The organism is Plantibacter sp. CFBP 13570 (assembly GCF_014841395.1).
In the GTDB taxonomy this organism is placed as follows: domain Bacteria; phylum Actinomycetota; class Actinomycetes; order Actinomycetales; family Microbacteriaceae; genus Plantibacter; species Plantibacter auratus.
The window spans coordinates 26,802-43,917 of the sequence record NZ_JACYTW010000018.1 but is presented as its reverse complement, the minus strand read 5'-3'; the positions used below and the strand labels follow the sequence as shown (position 1 = coordinate 43,917).

The 17,116-nt window shown below is 69.6% G+C and carries 15 protein-coding genes; 9 read left to right on the top strand and 6 right to left on the bottom strand.

Going from position 1 to position 17,116, the window contains the following annotated elements:
* Positions 1-62 precede the first annotated feature (62 nt).
* The 3 genes from rsmA to IFT89_RS08435 are packed head-to-tail and all read left to right on the top strand — an operon-like array spanning position 63 to position 2,970.
* Positions 63-914 carry a 16S rRNA (adenine(1518)-N(6)/adenine(1519)-N(6))-dimethyltransferase RsmA gene (rsmA, locus tag IFT89_RS08445; RefSeq protein ID WP_079705445.1) on the top strand — a complete coding sequence of 284 codons (852 nt, stop codon included), beginning with the start codon at positions 63-65 and terminating at the stop codon, positions 912-914.
* A gap of 9 nt (positions 915-923) precedes the next feature.
* Positions 924-1,991, top strand: a complete 1,068-nt coding sequence (mgrA, locus tag IFT89_RS08440; protein WP_124768944.1) for an L-glyceraldehyde 3-phosphate reductase — start codon at positions 924-926, stop codon at positions 1,989-1,991.
* Between the two features lie 40 nt (positions 1,992-2,031).
* The gene (locus IFT89_RS08435; protein WP_064296493.1) at positions 2,032-2,970 is read left to right on the top strand and encodes a 4-(cytidine 5'-diphospho)-2-C-methyl-D-erythritol kinase; all 939 of its coding nucleotides are present in this window, start codon (positions 2,032-2,034) and stop codon (positions 2,968-2,970) included.
* Positions 2,971-3,042: 72 nt separating this feature from the next.
* Here the strand turns inward: IFT89_RS08435 and IFT89_RS08430 are convergent, their stop codons facing one another.
* The 3 genes from IFT89_RS08430 to IFT89_RS08420 are packed head-to-tail and all read right to left on the bottom strand — an operon-like array spanning position 3,043 to position 7,152.
* On the bottom strand, positions 3,043-3,837 hold the full coding sequence (locus IFT89_RS08430) for a hypothetical protein (RefSeq protein WP_079705450.1): 795 nt from the start codon (positions 3,835-3,837) through the stop codon (positions 3,043-3,045).
* Complete coding sequence (locus IFT89_RS08425) at positions 3,827-6,253, bottom strand: SDR family oxidoreductase (protein WP_202938728.1); 2,427 nt, start codon at positions 6,251-6,253, stop codon at positions 3,827-3,829. Before IFT89_RS08425 ends, IFT89_RS08430 begins: the two co-directional genes overlap by 11 nt.
* Positions 6,250-7,152 (bottom strand): hypothetical protein, encoded by a 903-nt coding sequence (locus IFT89_RS08420; RefSeq protein ID WP_202938727.1) that lies wholly within the window; start codon positions 7,150-7,152, stop codon positions 6,250-6,252. The genes IFT89_RS08425 and IFT89_RS08420 overlap by 4 nt, the downstream gene beginning before the upstream one ends.
* A 79-nt stretch (positions 7,153-7,231) precedes the next feature.
* Here IFT89_RS08420 and IFT89_RS08415 point away from each other — a divergent pair, with 79 nt between their 5' ends.
* From IFT89_RS08415 to IFT89_RS08405, 3 genes are read left to right on the top strand one after another with little or no spacing between them, the layout of a single operon-like run.
* Entirely contained in the window at positions 7,232-8,029 is a 798-nt protein-coding gene (locus IFT89_RS08415; protein WP_202938726.1) for an SDR family NAD(P)-dependent oxidoreductase, read from the top strand.
* On the top strand, positions 8,026-8,730 hold the full coding sequence (locus tag IFT89_RS08410) for a lysophospholipid acyltransferase family protein (protein ID WP_079705454.1): 705 nt from the start codon (positions 8,026-8,028) through the stop codon (positions 8,728-8,730). Before IFT89_RS08415 ends, IFT89_RS08410 begins: the two co-directional genes overlap by 4 nt.
* Complete coding sequence (locus IFT89_RS08405; protein ID WP_064296489.1) at positions 8,727-10,391, top strand: FAD-binding oxidoreductase; 1,665 nt, start codon at positions 8,727-8,729, stop codon at positions 10,389-10,391. Before IFT89_RS08410 ends, IFT89_RS08405 begins: the two co-directional genes overlap by 4 nt.
* A gap of 94 nt (positions 10,392-10,485) precedes the next feature.
* On the opposite strand, the gene IFT89_RS08400 is transcribed toward IFT89_RS08405, so the two are convergent.
* The 3 genes from IFT89_RS08400 to IFT89_RS08390 form a co-directional block, all read right to left on the bottom strand.
* Positions 10,486-11,517, bottom strand: a complete 1,032-nt coding sequence (locus IFT89_RS08400; protein WP_202938725.1) for a diacylglycerol/lipid kinase family protein — start codon at positions 11,515-11,517, stop codon at positions 10,486-10,488.
* Complete coding sequence (locus tag IFT89_RS08395; RefSeq protein WP_161578540.1) at positions 11,514-12,080, bottom strand: TetR/AcrR family transcriptional regulator; 567 nt, start codon at positions 12,078-12,080, stop codon at positions 11,514-11,516. Before IFT89_RS08395 ends, IFT89_RS08400 begins: the two co-directional genes overlap by 4 nt.
* 119 nt (positions 12,081-12,199) lie before the next feature.
* Complete coding sequence (locus IFT89_RS08390) at positions 12,200-13,075, bottom strand: spermidine synthase (RefSeq protein WP_202938724.1); 876 nt, start codon at positions 13,073-13,075, stop codon at positions 12,200-12,202.
* A 61-nt stretch (positions 13,076-13,136) separates the two neighbouring features.
* Between IFT89_RS08390 and IFT89_RS08385 the strand changes: the two genes are divergently transcribed.
* From IFT89_RS08385 to IFT89_RS08375, 3 genes are all read left to right on the top strand, one after another.
* A complete protein-coding gene (locus IFT89_RS08385; protein WP_137242013.1) occupies positions 13,137-14,936 on the top strand; it encodes an ABC-F family ATP-binding cassette domain-containing protein in 1,800 nt (599 codons plus the stop codon).
* A 138-nt stretch (positions 14,937-15,074) separates the two neighbouring features.
* Positions 15,075-15,983 carry a MetQ/NlpA family ABC transporter substrate-binding protein gene (locus IFT89_RS08380; RefSeq protein ID WP_086473730.1) on the top strand — a complete coding sequence of 303 codons (909 nt, stop codon included), beginning with the start codon at positions 15,075-15,077 and terminating at the stop codon, positions 15,981-15,983.
* Positions 15,984-16,086: 103 nt separating this feature from the next.
* Complete coding sequence (locus IFT89_RS08375) at positions 16,087-17,115, top strand: methionine ABC transporter ATP-binding protein (protein ID WP_086473729.1); 1,029 nt, start codon at positions 16,087-16,089, stop codon at positions 17,113-17,115.
* Position 17,116 lies beyond the last annotated feature (1 nt).

Here is a 17,116-nt window from a genome sequence, read left to right as displayed (position 1 = left end):
TCACCGAGCCTCGCGCCCGTCGTCCGACGAGGACCGGCTCCGCGATCAGGGATACTGGAGGGATGACCGCCTCCGTCGCCCTGCTCGGCCCCGCCGAGATCCGAGATCTCGCCACCCTGCTGGACGTGACGCCGACGAAGAAGCTCGGTCAGAACTTCGTCATCGACGCGAACACCGTCCGCAAGATCGTGTCGGTCGCGCACGTCGCTCCGGGCGACGTCGTGGTCGAGATCGGCCCCGGCCTCGGCTCGTTGACGCTCGGCCTGCTCGAGGCCGACGCGAGCGTCGTCGCCGTCGAGATCGACGGTCGGCTCGCCAAGCAGCTGCCGCTCACCGTGGGGGAGATGGCACCGGGCATGATCGACCGGTTGTCGGTCGTCCACGAGGACGCGATGCGCATCGAGGAACTCCCCGCGCAGCCCAACCGACTCGTCGCCAACCTGCCGTACAACATCTCCGTACCCGTCCTCCTGCACTTCCTGGAGCACTTCACCTCGCTGACGGCCGGTGTCGTCATGGTGCAGGCCGAGGTCGGCTACCGACTCGCCGCCGGCCCGGGGAGCAAGGTCTACGGCGCACCGAGCGCGAAGGCCGCCTGGTACGGCGCGTGGCGCATCGCCGGCCAGGTGAGCCGCCAGGTGTTCTGGCCCATTCCGAACGTCGACTCCGTGCTCGTCGGATTCGAGCGGCGCAGCGACGTCATCGGCACCGAGGAGGAGCGCATCAAGACCTTCGCGCTCATCGACGCGGCGTTCCAGCAGCGTCGCAAGATGCTCCGGCAGGCACTCGGGAGCGTCCTCGGCAGCTCCCAGGCCGCGACGGAGCAGATGGAGGCCGCCGGGGTGAAGCCGACGGCACGCGGCGAGGAGCTCACGGTCCACGACTTCCTGTCGATCGTGCGTGCGGGGCGATAACGTTGGCGCATGACCGCTGATGCTCGATTCCCGCTGAACGTCCCCGACATCCACCGCCCGTACGCTGCGGCAGACGACCGCTACGCGCGGAACGACTACCGCCAGGTCGGCACCTCGGGGCTCTTCCTCCCGCCGATCTCGCTCGGCCTCTGGTACAACTTCGGCGACAACCGGCCGTTCGACGGGCAGCGCGCGCTGCTGCGCCACGCGTTCGACCACGGCATCACCCACTTCGACCTCGCGAACAACTACGGCCCGCCCTACGGTTCCGCCGAGACGAACTTCGGTCGCATGATGCGCGAGGACTTCGGTCCGTACCGCAACGAGCTCATCATCTCCTCGAAGGCCGGTTACGACTTCTGGCCAGGCCCGTACGGCAACTTCGGTTCGAAGAAGTACCTGACCGCGAGCCTCGACGAGTCGCTCGAGCGGATGGGTCTCGACTACGTCGACGTCTTCTACTCGCACCGGGTCGACGAGGTCACGCCCATCGAGGAGACCGTGGGCGCGCTCGACGCGATCGTGCGCTCCGGCAAGGCCCTGTACGTCGGCATCTCGTCGTACTCGGCCGAGCGGACCGCCGCCGCACACGCCGTCGCTCGCGAGCTCGGCACGCCGCTCGTGATCCACCAGCCGTCGTACTCGATCCTCAACCGCTGGGTCGAGGACGGCCTCACCGAGGTGCTGACCGAGACCGGCCTCGGCGCGATCGCGTTCGTGCCCCTCGCGCAGGGCCTGCTCACCGACAAGTACCTCGGCGACGGCCCGGCCGAGCGTGCCACGAACCGTCCCTCCCTGCCCGACCGCCAGGTGAGCGAGGAGATGGCGACCCGCCTCCGGTCCCTCAACGACATCGCCGTGGAGCGCGGGCAGACCCTCGCGCAGATGTCGCTCGCCTGGGTCCTGAACAACCCCGCGATCACCTCCGCCCTCATCGGCGCCTCTCGCCCCGAGCAGCTCGACGAGAACCTGGCGGCGCTCGACGGCCCCGCGTTCACGACCGAGGAGCTCGAGGAGATCGACCGACTCGCGGAGGGCGCCGACGTCAACATCTGGGCGGACTCCTCCGACAAGTGACGCGGTCTGAGGCGCCTGCTCGATCGACTAACTTGGAACAATGACCACCGAGGCCATCCTCAAGCACGTCCACGTGCGAGCACCGGGGAAGATCAACGTCTTCCTCAAAGTCGGCGAAGTGATGGACGACGGCTACCACGACGTCGCGACCGCGTACCAGGCGATCTCGCTGTACGAGGACGTGCACGCCTACCCGGCCGACGACTTCAGTGTGTCGTTCTCCGGCTCGGTGGACGTGTCGGGTGTGCCGACCGACACGAGCAACCTCGCCATCCGCGCCGCGAAGGCCCTCGCGAGACGGACCGGGTACCGCGGCGGTGTCCGGCTCGAGATCGAGAAGCACGTCCCGGTCGCCGGCGGGATGGGCGGCGGCTCAGCCGACGCGGCGGCCACGCTGCTCGCCTGTGACGCTCTCTGGGGGACCGAACGCAGCCGCGACGACCTCCTGGCGCTGGCGGCACGCCTCGGCGCCGACGTGCCCTTCGCCCTGCTCGGCGGCACCGCGGTCGGAACCGGCCGCGGCGACCAACTGAGCAGCGCGTTGGCCAAGGGGCAGTTCGAGTGGGTGCTCGCCCTCGCCGACTTCGGGATGTCGACCCCGCAGGTCTACCAGGAGCTCGACGCCCACCGTGCGCGGCACATCCTCGACATCTCGCCGTCCGGTCGTCAGCCGACGGTCGACGCCGCGGTGCTCCAGGCGTTGCGGGCGGGCGACGCCCACCTCCTCGGAGAAGTCCTCTACAACGACCTGCAGGCCGCCGCGCTGCAGCTGCGCCCGGTGCTGGGCGAGGTGCTCGAGTTCGGCGACTCCCAGGGCGCCCTCGGCAGCCTCGTCTCCGGCTCCGGGCCGACGATCGCCTTCCTGGCTGCCGACACCGACGACGCCGTCGAACTGCAGGTGACGCTCGCCTCGTCCGGGCTGAAGGTCATCCGTGCCCACGGACCGGTCCACGGCGCCCGCATCGTCTCGCAGAGCTGAGACGCGGCCCGCACGACACGAAGCAGCCCCGGTCGGAGATCCGACCGGGGCTGCTGTGCGAGGTGGCGCGGTTCAGGCCGCGACGCCGCGCACGCGGAGCGAGTTCTCGATGATCGTGAGCCCCTCCATGCCGGGGAGCTTGGCGATGTGCCCGTCGATGCGGCGCACCTCGGCCAGGCCGTCCTCGTCGCCGAAGAGGTGGCCCATGACGTGCGTGACCTCGGAGTCGGGCATGACGCCGGAACCGACGGGGCCCCACACCTTGCGGAGCAGGAAGCGGGTGAGTCGACGTGCGCTCTTCGACGACTCCAGGCGTGCCTTGGCCTGGCTCGCGTAGAACGCCACGTGACGCGTCTCCTGCTTCGCGATCCGCTTGAGGAGCACCGAGAGCACCGGGTGTCGCTCCAACTGCGCGAGGCGGGTGTACGCGGCGGTCGCGGACCACTCGTTCGCCGCGCCCCAGCTCATGTGCACCGCGATGAAGTCGGTGCCCACGAGGTTGCCGAGGATCGACTGCTTGATGGGGTCGAGGCGGTCCTTCCAGCCGAGCTTCAGGCGCGTCGCCTTGAGCTCGTCGAAGTCGACCGTGATGTCGTGGGCGGCGAGGACGGCGGCGAGCGCCTCCCCGTGCCAGAACTCCTCACGGTTCCACATCGTCATGAACGCGCCGACCTCGTCGTCCTCGTGGGACGGCGTCATGAGCATGTCGCGCAGATAGCAGACCGTGTGGTACTCGATGTCGCACATGTAGCGCAGGCTGCGCAGGGTGGAAGCGGGGAGCGGGTTCGTCTTGAACTCGTCGAAGTCGAGGTCGCTCCAGTTCACCGAGACACTCGTCTCGGTGAACTTGTCGATGTCAAACGCCATGTGCGGTGGGGCGGTCGGGGATCGTGTCCTCGGCCGTCCGCTCTCCTCTCGGCTGTGCGGGGCGCGGTGCGCGGGTCAGTTCGTCTTCGGAGCGGACGCCTCCGGTGGTTCGTGCCCATTCTCGCACCGTCCACCGGCCGGCCTGCGCCAGCTTGTACAGGGTGTGGTCGGGGTTGACGGCGACCGGGTTCCCGACCAGCTGCAGCCAGGCGGCGTCCGCATGGGAGTCGCCGTAGCCGTAGGAGTGCGCGAGGTCCATGCCGTGCTGCTCGGCGTACTGCGTGAGCCAGGCGCCGCGCGCTTCGTCGACGAGCGGCGGGCTGTCGAGGTAGCCCGTGAGGCGTCCGTTCTCGGCGTGCATCGCCCCGGCCACGACCTCGTCGAAGAACGGCTCGAGCGGAGCCGTCATGAGGTCGATGGTGCCCGTGACGAGGATCGTCCGGTGACCGGCCGCCCGGTGCGCGGCGATCTGTTCGAGCGCCTGGGGGAGGAGGCGGGACCGGACGGCCTTGCCGAAGCCGCCCCGGACGATCTTCTCGAGCTGCGCCACGTCGACGCCCTCGTAGCGGCGCATGAACGTGCGGATGAACTCACCGCGGTCGCGGAGTTCAGCACCGATGTACCCCGGCATGGAGGCGCCGAGCGTGGCGATCTCGATGGGCCAGCGCGACCGTGAGGTCGCGGCGAGCCGCAGCCAGAGGTACTGCTCGATGAGGTTCCAGGCGAGCACCGTGCCCTCGAGGTCGAACACCGCGAGGACGTCGTCGCGCACGGGCAGGATCTTCTGCTGCTTCGCGGCGCCCGCCTTGCGGTTGGCGAAGGCGCGGGTCAGGGTCGTGACGGCGGGGAAGTGGATGCGCTGGAAGTAGTCGTCCCAGTCGATCGTCGTGACGTCGAACCCGCGGTCCGCCTGCTGCTCGGGCGTCAGCGAGGCGTGCAGGGCACGGGTGCGCTGGTCGTCGAAGACGATCTCGCTCTGCACGTAGGAGCGGTAGAGCCCGGTGAAGTCGCGGAGCGAGCCGAGGTCACTCGACGCCTTGCGGATCCGGTCCTGCCACCCGCGGGTGGTCGCGTTCGCCGGCAAGTGGGAGACGACCCGGCCGGCCGCCGTCGTCGCCTTCTGCCGCCGGTCGATGGAGCGCTCGATGGCACGCCCGCCGGGGAAGTTCCAGGTCGGCACACTGATGTCGCCGGCGTCCGCCGGGATCGGGTGCTCCGTGAAGTAGCTGTGCACGTTCGCGTACATCTTGTGGAACGGCAGCGGGTTGCTGGCGCCGGAGCTCACGTGGAAGTAGCGCGCCGCAGCCGGCTCCGGCGGGGTCTGGGCCGCAGCGAGGATCGCGTTGACGACGAAGTCGACGGGGATGATGTCGAGCACGCTGTCGGGGAGGCCAGGGAAGTCGGGCAGCTGTCCGCGCCCGTAGGCGATGATCAGCGGGTCGGCGACCTTGTAGCCGTCGATCCAGCCGGGGAAGGGGTGCGCGAGCGCGCTCTCGATGATCGACGGACGCACGACGGAGAGTCGGTTGCCCTCGCCGGCCCAGCGCTCTTCGGCGACCCGCTCGGCCATCGCCTTCGTGAAGGTGTACACGTCGGTCCAGCCGAGGCTCTCGGCGCGTGCGCGCCCGTGGGCGACGAGTCGGGCGTCGACCCACGCGATGCGTGCGGCCTCGGCGGCGTTCGAGACGGCCTGGGGGCCGGCCTTGCCGTGCTCGCGACGGGCGGTCTGCATGAGCTTGCGCAAGACCTCCGGACGACGGGACGACTCCTCGGTGCGGACGCGCGCCGAGCGGGCTGCCTCGGCCTCGACGCGCCAGTCGACGTCGTGCGCGAGGCTGCGTTCCGGCTGGATGCCCTTCCGCGTGCCACCGACGTAGGCGGTGGAGACGTGGACGACGTGCGGGGTCGCGCCGCTCTTCGCGAGCGCCGCGTACAGGGTGGTCGCGCCGCCGACGTTCGTGGCGAAGGCCTCGTCGATCGGCGGGTCGAAGGAGACGGTCGACGCGCTGTGGATGACGACGTCGAGGTCGGCCGGCAGTGCCATCTCGTCGAGGCCACCCTCGATCACGCTGACGCGTTCGGCCACGATCGCTGCAGCGGCTTCGGCGCCGACGCGTTCGCGCCAGGCCTTGAACACCGGCTTGCGGAGCAGGGTCTGGAGACGGTCGCTCCCGCGGACCGACCCCTTCTTCCGGATGAGCAGGCTGACGCGCGTGGTCGGGTGATCGGCGAGCAGGCGCTCGAGCACCGCCTGGCCGAGGAAGCCGGTGCCGCCGGTGACGAGGACGTGCGCGCCGTCGAGGGCATCCAGGGCGATGGTGGGCTGCTCGGCTGCGGACTCCTGTGCGTCCGGCTGCTGAGCCTCCGGCTCCTGGGCGTCGGGCTGTTCGGCGTCTGGGGTGGGGGTGTCGGTCATCGGTTCTCCTCGAGGCTGCCGCGGCGTCCGCGGCGGGCAAGTCTTGCGGCGAGATGGAGGCCCGACTGACCGGGCAGCGCGTCGATCGACGCGTCGATGCCGAGGACGGCGGGGTCGCTCCAGGTGGCGGTGCTGCGGAACACGAGCGCGGCGAACCGCGCCGTCTGTCGGGGGCCGTTCGCATCGGAGCCGGTGGGCCACACGGCGTTCCGGATGCGGCGACGGGTGATGCCCTGTGCACGGGGCGACGCGGCGAGGCGGTCACTCGCCTGAGCGGTGAAGAACTCGAGGTGCCTGGCCTTCGTCTCGAGGATCTCGTCGACGAGGCGGTCGAGCACGGGGTGCGGCTCGCGCTCGCGCACCGCACGGTAGGCGGCGTGGGTGATGAGGTCGTCGATCGTCCCGATCGTCATGTGCCAGGCGATGATGTCCTCGCCGAGCACGTTCGCGATGAGGGCCTGGCCGATGGGCGCGAAGCGGTCGCGCACGCCGTGGACGGTGCGGCGGAGACCCGTCGAACGCGTCTTGTCGCGCGGGGTCCCGTTCGCCTTGAGCACGGTGTCGAGGGTGTCGGTGATCCAGTACTTCTCGTACGCCCAGGTGATGAGGAACGCGGTGACCCTGGCGTCCTTGTGGGTGGGGGTGACGAGCACCCCGCGGAGGTACTGCATCGTCGCGCGCTCGATGTCCGACAGGGCGCGGAGCAGCGCGACCGTCTCAGCACGCAGCGGCGTTTCGGCGAAGGCCGCGGCGTCGATCTCCTTGCGACGACTGCCGACGGCGGACTTCGCGTAGTCGCGGACGCTGAACCCGTGGGCAGGCCGCAGCATGGCGCTCTCCTGCTCCGCGTCCTCGAGGGCCGCGGGTGCTGTTCCGCGCGGCGAATCCCGGTTCACCATGGCGTCTCCGTTCCGTGACGATCCGACCTCATCACTGTAGCTTGCAACGATACGCAACGCGTAGCGTATTCTGATCCCCATGGCTACAGCTCTCGTCACCGGTGGGACGTCCGGCATCGGTGCCGCGTTCGCCACGGCGCTCGCCGGGCGGGGCTTCGACCTGGTGCTCGTCGCCCGTGATGTCGAGCGGCTCGAGCGATCGGCCGAGCGACTGCGCGCGACCGGTCGCACCGTCGAGGTGATCAGTGCCGACCTCTCGGACCGCGCCGACGTCGCGAGACTCGCCGCGCGGATCGAGGATCAGGGGTCACCGATCGACGTGGTCGTGAACAACGCCGGGTTCGGCGTGCACTCCCGGCTGACCGACCCCGACACGAGCGAGCTCGACAACGCGATCGAGGTCATGTGCCGGAGCGTCACCACGCTCTCAGGCGCAGCGGCCCGTGCCATGCGGGAACGCGGACGCGGCACCATCATCAACGTCTCGAGCACGGCCGGGTACATCACCACCGGCGGCTACTCCGCGGTGAAGGCGTTCGTCACCATCTACACCGAGGCGCTCGCGGTCGAGCTCGCCGGCTCGGGTGTCCGCGTCACGGCCCTGTGCCCCGGGTGGGTCCGTACGGAGTTCCACGATCGCGCCGGCATCAGCACCCGATCGATCCCGTCAGGTCTGTGGATCGATGTGGACCGGCTCGTCGCCGACGCCCTTCGCGACGCCGGGAGGGGGGTCGTCGTCTCCATCCCGAGCTTCCGCTTCAAGGCCCTCATGGCCCTCGTCAAGTTCGCGCCCCGTGCGTCCATCCGGTGGATCTCCGGCCGGATGTCCTCGAGCCGCCGAGCCGCCAACGCCGCCCAGTCAGGAGCCCGCCGATGACCGCAGAGCCGCGGTTCACCTCCTCCCTCCACGCCAACGCGCGGTTCGTCGCCCAGCGTCTGCTGTTGAAGCCGCTCGTCTGGTCGCTGACCCGCGTGACGGTGACGGGTCGCGAGCGCCTGTCGGGCGTGACCGGGCCGTACATCGTCGTCGCCAACCACCAGTCGCACCTCGACGCACCGCTCGTCGTCGGGGCGATGCCGCGTCGGTTGTCGCGCTACCTCGCCGCCGGTGTCGCGGCCGACTACTTCTTCGACGTGCCCGCCCGCCGCATCTTCGCCGCCCTCTTCTTCAACGCGTTCCCGGTCGACCGCTCGGGTGACCGCAAGCGTGCAGGCGTGTCACGGGAGCTGCTCGAGAGCGGCGTCCCGATCCTCATCTTCCCGGAGGGCGGCCGATCGCGGACGGGTGAGCTCGGCCGGTTCAAGCCCGGTGCCGCGGCACTCGCAACCCGTCAGGGCATCCCGTGCCTCCCGGTGGCCGTCCTCGGCACCCACTCCGCCATGCCGAAGGGTCGCAACTGGCCCGTCCCCGGACGACCGCCGGTGCGCGTCGTCTTCGGGCAACCGATCCACCCGCAGCCGAACGAGACGCCCGTCCAGCTCATGGACCGCGTCGTCGCCGAGATCGTCGCGCTGCGCGCCTCGGTCGAGCCGGGAGCACACGTTTCGATCGACACACCACGAAAGGAAGCCGGATGACGTCTGTGGAGCACATGAAGTGGTGGGGCTGGGGAGTCGAAGGGGTCGCCTTCGAGCACAGCAACAAACCGGACTTCGCGCCGTTCGTGAAGCAGGCCGTCGGTCTCGACCTCCGGAAGCCGGCGCAGGCGCACCTCAGCTTCGACGAGCTCACCGTCCCCGCATCGCGCGCGTCCGAGGAGTTCATCGCCGAGCTCTCGACGCTCGTCGGTCAGGGTCACGTGACCACGGACGACCAGGAACGCGTCGTCCACACCTACGGCAAGAGCATCCGCGACCTGCTCCGGATCCGCGCGAACGACCTGCCCCGCACGCCCGACCTCGTCGTGTACCCGGCTGACGAGGCCGAGGTCGCGTCGGTCGTCGCTGCAGCCGTCGCCGCAGACGCCGTGATCATCCCGTTCGGTGGCGGCACCAACATCGCCGGCTCGCTCGACCCGCAGCCGACCGAGGAGCGGGTCATCATCTCCCTCGACCTCGGCCGGCTCGACCGCGTCCTGTCGATCGACGAGGGCTCCGGTCTCGCCACCATCCAGGCCGGCGCGCAGGGCCCCTCGATCGAGGAGCAGCTGGGCGCCAAAGGCTGGACGATGGGCCACTTCCCCGACAGCTTCACGCACTCCACGCTCGGCGGATGGGTCGCGACCCGCTCCTCGGGCATGCAGTCCGACAAGTACGGTGACATCGCCGACATCACCAAGGGCCTGCGGATGGTGCGCCCGAACGGCATCGTGGCGATCCGCCCCGTGCCGAGTGCGTCGACCGGGCCGAGCGTCCGCGAGATGATCATCGGCAGCGAGGGTCGACTCGGCATCATCACCGAGGTCACCGTGCAGGTCCACCGGACGCCCGCCGTCCGCGAGGTCCTCGGCTACTTCTTCCCCACCTGGGAGGCCGGGCTCGCGGCGATGCACGAGATCGCTGAGAGCGACGCCAGCCCGTCGGTCACCCGGGTTTCGAACGCCAGGGAGAGCGGCTTCTCGCTCGCGACCCGCAAGGCCAGCACCGGCGTCTCGGCGCAGGTCACCAAGGGGCTCATGAAGGTGCTCACGGCCAGGGGTTGGGACCTCGAGCAGCTGTGCCTCTCCTTCATCGGCTACGAGGGCAGCGCGTCGCACGTGCGGTACGAGAAGGGCCTCGTCGGCTCGATCGTCCGGAAGCACGGCGGCATCGGCGTCGGCAAGGGCCCCGGTGCCCTCTATGACCAGAAGAAGTTCGACACCCCGTACCTGCGCGACTTCCTCCTCGACCGCGGAGCCGCGGCAGACGTCTCGGAGACCGCGGCGCCCTGGTCGCGCCTGCAGGAGGTCTACGACGCCGCGAACGACGCCGCCAACGCCGCGTACGACAAGCTCGGGGTGCACGGGTGGATCATGTGCCACCTCTCCCACTCGTACCACTCCGGCGCGTGCCTCTACTTCACCTTCGCGTTCATCACCGGCGACGACCCGATCGGCGAGTACGAGCAGGTCAAGTCGGCGATCCAGCAGTCCTTCGTCGACCACGGTGGCACCCTCTCGCACCACCACGCGGTCGGCGTCGAGCACTCGCCGTGGATGGAGCAGGACATCTCGACCGAGGGCGTCGCGATCATGCGCGGCCTCTTCGACAGTGCTGACCCCGGCTCGAACTTCAACCCCGGCAAGATCCTCGCGGACTGAGCCGTTCCTCCGGTCCCTGAGCTGTTCGTCCGAGCCCTGAGCCGTTTCCGGTCCCTGAGCCGTTTCCGGTCCCTGAGCCTGTCGAAGGGCGGGCTCAGGGCCGGAGCCGACCCGATCGCGCCGCCGTCGCCGGTAGTCGGACGATGAGCGCGCCGGGGTCGACGGTCAGCCGGGCCGCCGAGACCAGGCCGATCCCGTCGCCGTCTGCTTGGAACTCGGCTGGCGGTGAAACCGTCACATCGATCCGTCGTACCCGCAGGTAGCGGAGCGCCCCGCCGGCGGAACCAGCCGTCTCGACGGCACTCGGCTGCACGCGGCGGCCCCGTGTCCGTCTTCCCTTGGAGAACCGGGCGACGGGGTTGTTCGCGCGGTGCAGCCAGCGCGTGACCCGGACCCCGTCCCACCCCTCGAGGGACCGCACCATCAGGACGTCGAGCACACCGTCGTCGAGGAGTGCGTCGGGGAGGACGTCGAGGCCCGCCGAGACGGTGCCGCAGTTTCCGACGAACATCGTGTGCGTCCGTCCGCTCCGGATCGGTCCGCCGTCCTCCTTCCAGGAGACGCGGGGCCGGTCGCGGCGGAACAGCCCGCGGATGATCGGGACGACGTAGGCGATCCAGCCGAAGCGGCGCTTCAGGACGGGGTCGGCGTAGGCCACCATGTCCGCGTCGACGCCGAAGCCGGACATGACGAGGAACGGGGTGCTGCGCCGGACGCCGTCGGGGTTCCGGTACTCGATGACGCCGACGTCCACGCTCCGGTCCTCCCCGGTGAACACGGCCCGCACGGCGGTGGCCGTGTCGATCGGGATACCGGCGTTCCGGGCGAAGAGGTTCGCGGTGCCGACGGGGACGACGGCGAACGGCGTCCGGGTGTGACGCATCGCCCCGGCCACCTCGCGGACCGTCCCGTCACCGCCGGCGGCGATCACGAGCGACGCGCCGCCTCCGAGCGCCTCGGCGACCTGGTCGACCGCGGTCGACCGCTCGCGGGTCGGGATCCAGCTCGTCGGGCCCCAGCCGGCGTCCGTGGCCGCGGCGTCGACGAGCCTCGTCACGCGCTCGAGCTGGATGCGCGTCGGGTTGTAGATCACCGCAGCGTGCGGCGGGGTGCTGCCTCGCGTCATGCGGCCAGTGCCGGCCAGAGGACGGACAGGACCTGGTCCGCCCAGTCGTCGTCCATGTCGGCGCCGCGGACGAGCTGTCCGAGGACCGCACCGAGGAGCAGAGTCGCGACGAGGCGGCCGTCGAGTCCGGGCTTCAGATCGCCGGTGGAGATCCGTTCGTCGACCAGGTTGGACAGCGCGCGCGCCCGGTTCCTCGTGAGGTCGCGGAGCAGCGTCGAGAACTCGGGGTCGTCCTGGAGCAGGATCGATGCGATCGTGCCCCGGCCCACCACGTCCTCGATCATCGCCCGGGCTTCGTGGAGCAGCCAGGTGAAGGTGTCGTAGGTCGAGAGGTTCTCGGGGATCTCGACCGGGGTCTCCATGGCGCGCGCGACGGCCGCCGTGAGCAGCTCGGAGCGGTTGCGGTACCGCCGGTAGATCGTCGTCTTCGCCACGCCGGTGGTCTCCGCGACCGCCTCGATGTTGACGGCGACCGAGCCGCGCGAGCGCATGAGGTCGAGGGCTGCGTCGAGGATGCGGTCGCTCATCTGCTGAGCGCGGGAGACGCGTCGGGAGACGGGCACCGACCAACCTCCTCCGCGCGACGCCGGAGTCCGGTCGGATCGGTCCATTGCGCTACGCCCACCGTAGCGCAACGGGATGGGGGCGCATAGGGAGGAGGGCCCCGGTGACGGTCTGGTCGTCAGTCCCAGCGGGGGTCGTCGGGGTCGGGGGAATCTTCGCCGTCGGCATCGGTCATGACCGTCGCCCCGTCGATCCAGTGCGTGAGCGCGTCACCGTGCAGCTGCACGGGCGCGGGTGCGCCGAAGAGCTGCGGGTGGGTCACGGCCGCGAGCGGTGCGTCGCTCGCGAAGACGACGACGTTGCCGAGGGGCCCTTCGTCGTCGACCGGATCGAAGTCGAGGACGACGGCGACATGCGCGAACACGGTTCGCAGGGTCGCCGCCTGGCGTCGCGAGTAGTCGAACGGGCTGCCGTCGAGCAGGTTCACCGCGACCACGCCGTCGTCTGCCGAGCGCGCCGCCACGCGGCGGTAGAACTCGAGGCTCGCGACCCGACGGTGGATCACGGCGGCGTCCCAGAGATCCACGACGGTCACCTTCGCGTCCCGCCATGCCGTGACGTCCCCGTCGGTGGCAGCGATTTCGTCGATCGGCTCGTCCGCGACGGCCCTGGCGTCACCGAAGCGGACCTCGACCCGGTGGCCGTCCGGGAGCGGCAGCGCCTCCAGCATCCCGGCGTACAGCTCCGGCTCGAACTCCACGACGAGTTGCGGCGATCCCGGACGCGTCGCCTGGACGTAGCGGGGGAGCGTCAGCGCGCCGGCACCGAGGTGGACGACGAAGAGCTCCTCGCCCGCCGGCGCCTCGGCGTCGATCACGCGGGCGATGTGCCGGATGTACGGGTACTCGAGCGAGCGGGGGTCCGCGAGGGAGACCACCGACTGCGGGATGTCGTCGACGCTGAGCTCGTAGCGCTGCGTCCGCTTGTCGAGGAGGGTGATCCGGGCGTCGCGACGGCCGAACGGGAGTCGGCGGGAACGGGAGAACAGAGGCACCCGTGCAGCCTACGGTGCACGGGCGGTGGTCGACGCCCGGGCCCGGTATCGTTGACCGGATATGGCACACCTTCTCGGCGCTGAAGCGCTCCACCTCGAGTACCCGACCAAGGTCGTCTTCGACGGCATCACGATCGGGGTGAACGAGGGCGACCGCATCGGCATCGTCGGCCGCAACGGCGACGGCAAGTCCACGCTCCTCGGCCTCCTCGCCGGCCGCAAGGAGCCCGACTCCGGACGCGTGACGGTGCGCAACGGTGTCACGGTCGGCGTGCTCGACCAGTCCGACACCCTCGACCACGACAAGACCGTCGGCCAGACCATCGTCGGCGGATTCGACGAGCACGAGTGGGCGGGCGACCCGAAGGTCCGCGACGTCATCTCCGGCCTCGCCTCCGACATCGCCTGGGACGCCCTCGTCGCCGACCTCAGCGGTGGTCAGCGCCGCCGGGTCGCCCTCGCCGCCCTGCTCGTGGGCGACCACGACATCCTCTTCCTCGACGAGCCCACGAACCACCTCGACGTCGAGGGCATCACCTGGCTCGCGCAGCACCTCAACCGTCGCTGGTCGAAGAACTCCGGCGGCCTGCTCGTCGTGACCCACGACCGGTGGTTCCTCGACGCCATCTGCACGGCCACGTGGGAGGTGCACGACCGCATCGTCGAACCCTTCGAGGGCGGGTACGCGGCCTACGTCCTGCAGCGCGTCGAGCGCGACCGCTCCGCCGCGGTCTCCGAGGCCAAGCGCCAGAACCTCATGAAGAAGGAGCTCGCCTGGCTGCGCCGTGGCGCTCCCGCCCGCACGGCCAAGCCGAAGTTCCGCATCGAGGCCGCCAACGCGCTCATCGCCGACGAGCCGCCCGTGCGCAACACGGTCGAGCTGGCCGGCATGGCGACCGCCCGCCTGGGCAAGGACGTCGTCGACATCCTCGACGTCACGGTGTCCTACGGCGACCGGACGGTCATCAAGGACGTCGAGTGGCGCATCGCCCCGGGCGAGCGCACCGGCATCCTCGGCGTGAACGGCGCCGGCAAGTCCACCCTCCTCGGGCTCGTCACGGGCGAGGTCGAAGCGACCGAGGGTCGCGTCAAGCGCGGCAAGACCGTGCAGGTCGCGACGCTCACGCAGCAGCTCGACGAGCTCGCCGAGTACGAGCAGGACCGCGTGAGCGACGTCATCGGGCGCAAGCGCACGAGCTACGTCGCCGGCGGCAAGGAGATGACCCCGGGGCAGCTCCTCGAACGTCTGGGCTTCACGAGTGCGCAGCTCTCCACGCCGGTGAAGGACCTCTCGGGTGGTCAGCGCCGCCGCCTGCAGCTCCTGCTCATCCTGCTCGACGAGCCGAACGTCCTCGTGCTCGACGAACCGACCAACGACCTCGACACCGACATGCTCGCCGCCATGGAGGACCTCCTCGACTCGTGGCCGGGCACCCTGCTCGTCGTCTCGCACGACCGGTACTTCCTCGAGCGGGTGACCGACCAGCAGTACGCGATCATGGACGGCCACTTCCGGCACCTGCCCGGCGGCATCGACCAGTACCTGGAGCTCAACGCCGGGACGGCCGGCAGCCGCTCCCAGGAGCACGACCGCCCGACGGCCTCAGGCGGTGGCCCGACCAAGAAGACACCGAAGCTGAGCGGTGCAGAGCTCCGGAACGCGCAGCAGGAGATCAAGGCGATCGACCGCAAGCTCCACAAGCTCAACGGTCAGATCGAGCAGGCACACGAGAAGGTCGCGGTCCACGACCAGAGCGACTTCGCCGGGATCACCGCGCTCGGCGCCAAGATCCAGGCCATGTACGGCGAGATCGCCGACCTCGAGGTCCGCTGGCTGGAGCTCTCCGAGCTCGTCGAATAGCCCACTCGCGGCGACCGGATCACCTCGTTCGTCGCTCTGTTCCGAAGTGTTACGCACCGGTTCGTCATCCCTGCTAGGCCGACGTACCGTCGAATCAGCGTCCACCGGCGCGCACCACCCGAAAGAGGAATCACAGCAATGACCTTCTCGAAGAAGCTTCTGGCCGGACTGGCCATCATCCCCGCCATCGCGCTCCTCGCCGGATGCGCCGGCGGCTCAGGCTCAGGCGCCGCCGCTGAAGACAAGGGCACCGAGGCGAACCCCGTCAAGATCGGCGTCGTCGGCGCGAGCGACCCCTACTGGGAGACGTATAAGGACGCCGCCGAGAAGGAGGGCATCTTCGTCGACATCGTCGACTTCGGCGAGTACACGCAGCCGAACCCGGCGCTCACCGAGGGCGAGATCGACCTCAACCAGTTCCAGCACATCGTCTACCTCGCGCAGTACAACGAGGCCTCCGGTGAGGACCTCACGCCCATCGGCTCGACGGCGATCTACCCCCTCGGCCTCTACTCGACCAAGGTCGACAGCGTCAAGGACATCAAGAAGGGCGACACGATCGCCATCCCGAACGACGAGAGCAACCAGGCTCGTGCGCTCCTCGTCCTGCAGTCCGCAGGCCTGCTGGAGCTGAAGGACGGCGGGAACATCTTCTCGACGCCGGACGACATCATCGCCGACAAGTCGAAGGTCACCGTCACCTCGCTCGAGGCTTCGCTGACGCCGACCTCGCTGCCTGACGTCACCGGCGCGATCATCAACAACGACTTCATCAACGACTCCGGTCTGAAGGCGTCCGACGCGATCGCCGAGGACGACCCGTCCGACCCGAACGCGCTGCCGTACGTCAACATCTTCGCCGCGAAGGCCGCAGACGCCGACAACGAGACGTACGCGAAGCTCGTGAAGATCTACCAGGACACGAAGTCCGTCGTCGACGGCGTCGTGGAGAACTCCGGCGGTACCGCGGTTCCGTTGAAGACCCCGGTCAAGGACCTCGTGAAGTCGCTCGAGACCGTCCAGAAGGACATCAAGGCCAAGGGCTGATCCGACGTTCAGAGCGTTCCTGTGGGAGGCTGTCATCCGCTCCCACAGGAACGCTTCGTCGTTCCACCGCCTCCTGATCACACGACACACCGAGGACACCCCCATGCCACTCGTCAGCCTCCGAGACGTCGCGAAGCGGTACCCGTCTCCGCAGAAGGGCGCCGCGCCGATCGCCGCGATCGACGGCGTCGACCTCGACATCGAGGCCGGTGACGTCTTCGGGATCATCGGCTACTCGGGTGCCGGTAAGTCGACCCTCGTGCGCCTCATCAACGCGCTCGAGCCCGCGACGTCGGGGAGCATCGTCGTCGACGGCACCGAGGTGACGACGCTCTCGGAGCGCGGCCTCCGCGACCTCCGGCTCGGCATCGGGATGATCTTCCAGCAGTTCAACCTCTTCAACTCCAAGTCGGTGCGGAAGAACATCGCGTACCCGCTCGAGGTCGCCGGACGTCCCCGCGCGGAGATCCGCACCCGCGTCGACGAGCTGCTGACGTTCGTCGGGCTGTCCGACAAGGCCGACAACTACCCCGACCAACTCTCCGGCGGACAGAAGCAGCGCGTCGGCATCGCTCGCGCGCTCGCGACCTCGCCCCGGATCCTGCTCGCGGACGAGGCGACCAGCGCCCTCGACCCCGAGACCACGCAGGAGGTCCTGGCGCTGCTCAAGCAGGTGAACCGCGACCTCGGCGTGACCATCGTCGTCATCACCCACGAGATGGAGGTGATCCAGTCGCTCGCGACGAAGGTCGCCGTCATGGAGCGCGGCAAGGTCATCGAGCAGGGCGACGTCTTCGAAGTGTTCTCCGACCCGCAGCACGCCGCGTCCAAGCGCTTCGTATCGACGGTCATCAAGGGCGTACCGTCACCGGCCGAGCTGGCGGTGCTCAAGGAACGGCACGTGGGGCGCATCGTCACCCTCTCGTTCCGCGACGGCGACGCCTCGCAGGCCGGTGTCTTCCTCACGCTCGCGCAGGCGGGCGTCGACTTCGAGCTCGTCTACGGCGGGATCAACGACATCCAGGGTCGCGCGTTCGGCCACCTGACGCTCGCCCTCCGCGGCGACGACCAGACGATCGACGGAGCGCTGACCGCCATCGGATCCCAGGCGACCGTGACGGAGGTGCGCTGAC

Bases quoted from the DNA above. Each gene is read 5' to 3' on its own strand.
- rsmA (WP_079705445.1), top strand. From the start codon at position 63: ATGACCGCCTCCGTCGCCCTGCTCGGCCCCGCCGAGATCCGAGATCTC.
- mgrA (WP_124768944.1), top strand. From the start codon at position 924: ATGACCGCTGATGCTCGATTCCCGCTGAACGTCCCCGACATCCACCGC.
- IFT89_RS08435 (WP_064296493.1), top strand. From the start codon at position 2,032: ATGACCACCGAGGCCATCCTCAAGCACGTCCACGTGCGAGCACCGGGG.
- IFT89_RS08430 (WP_079705450.1), bottom strand. From the start codon at position 3,837: ATGGCGTTTGACATCGACAAGTTCACCGAGACGAGTGTCTCGGTGAAC.
- IFT89_RS08425 (WP_202938728.1), bottom strand. From the start codon at position 6,253: ATGACCGACACCCCCACCCCAGACGCCGAACAGCCCGACGCCCAGGAG.
- IFT89_RS08420 (WP_202938727.1), bottom strand. From the start codon at position 7,152: ATGGTGAACCGGGATTCGCCGCGCGGAACAGCACCCGCGGCCCTCGAG.
- IFT89_RS08415 (WP_202938726.1), top strand. From the start codon at position 7,232: ATGGCTACAGCTCTCGTCACCGGTGGGACGTCCGGCATCGGTGCCGCG.
- IFT89_RS08410 (WP_079705454.1), top strand. From the start codon at position 8,026: ATGACCGCAGAGCCGCGGTTCACCTCCTCCCTCCACGCCAACGCGCGG.
- IFT89_RS08405 (WP_064296489.1), top strand. From the start codon at position 8,727: ATGACGTCTGTGGAGCACATGAAGTGGTGGGGCTGGGGAGTCGAAGGG.
- IFT89_RS08400 (WP_202938725.1), bottom strand. From the start codon at position 11,517: ATGACGCGAGGCAGCACCCCGCCGCACGCTGCGGTGATCTACAACCCG.
- IFT89_RS08385 (WP_137242013.1), top strand. From the start codon at position 13,137: ATGGCACACCTTCTCGGCGCTGAAGCGCTCCACCTCGAGTACCCGACC.
- IFT89_RS08380 (WP_086473730.1), top strand. From the start codon at position 15,075: ATGACCTTCTCGAAGAAGCTTCTGGCCGGACTGGCCATCATCCCCGCC.
- IFT89_RS08375 (WP_086473729.1), top strand. From the start codon at position 16,087: ATGCCACTCGTCAGCCTCCGAGACGTCGCGAAGCGGTACCCGTCTCCG.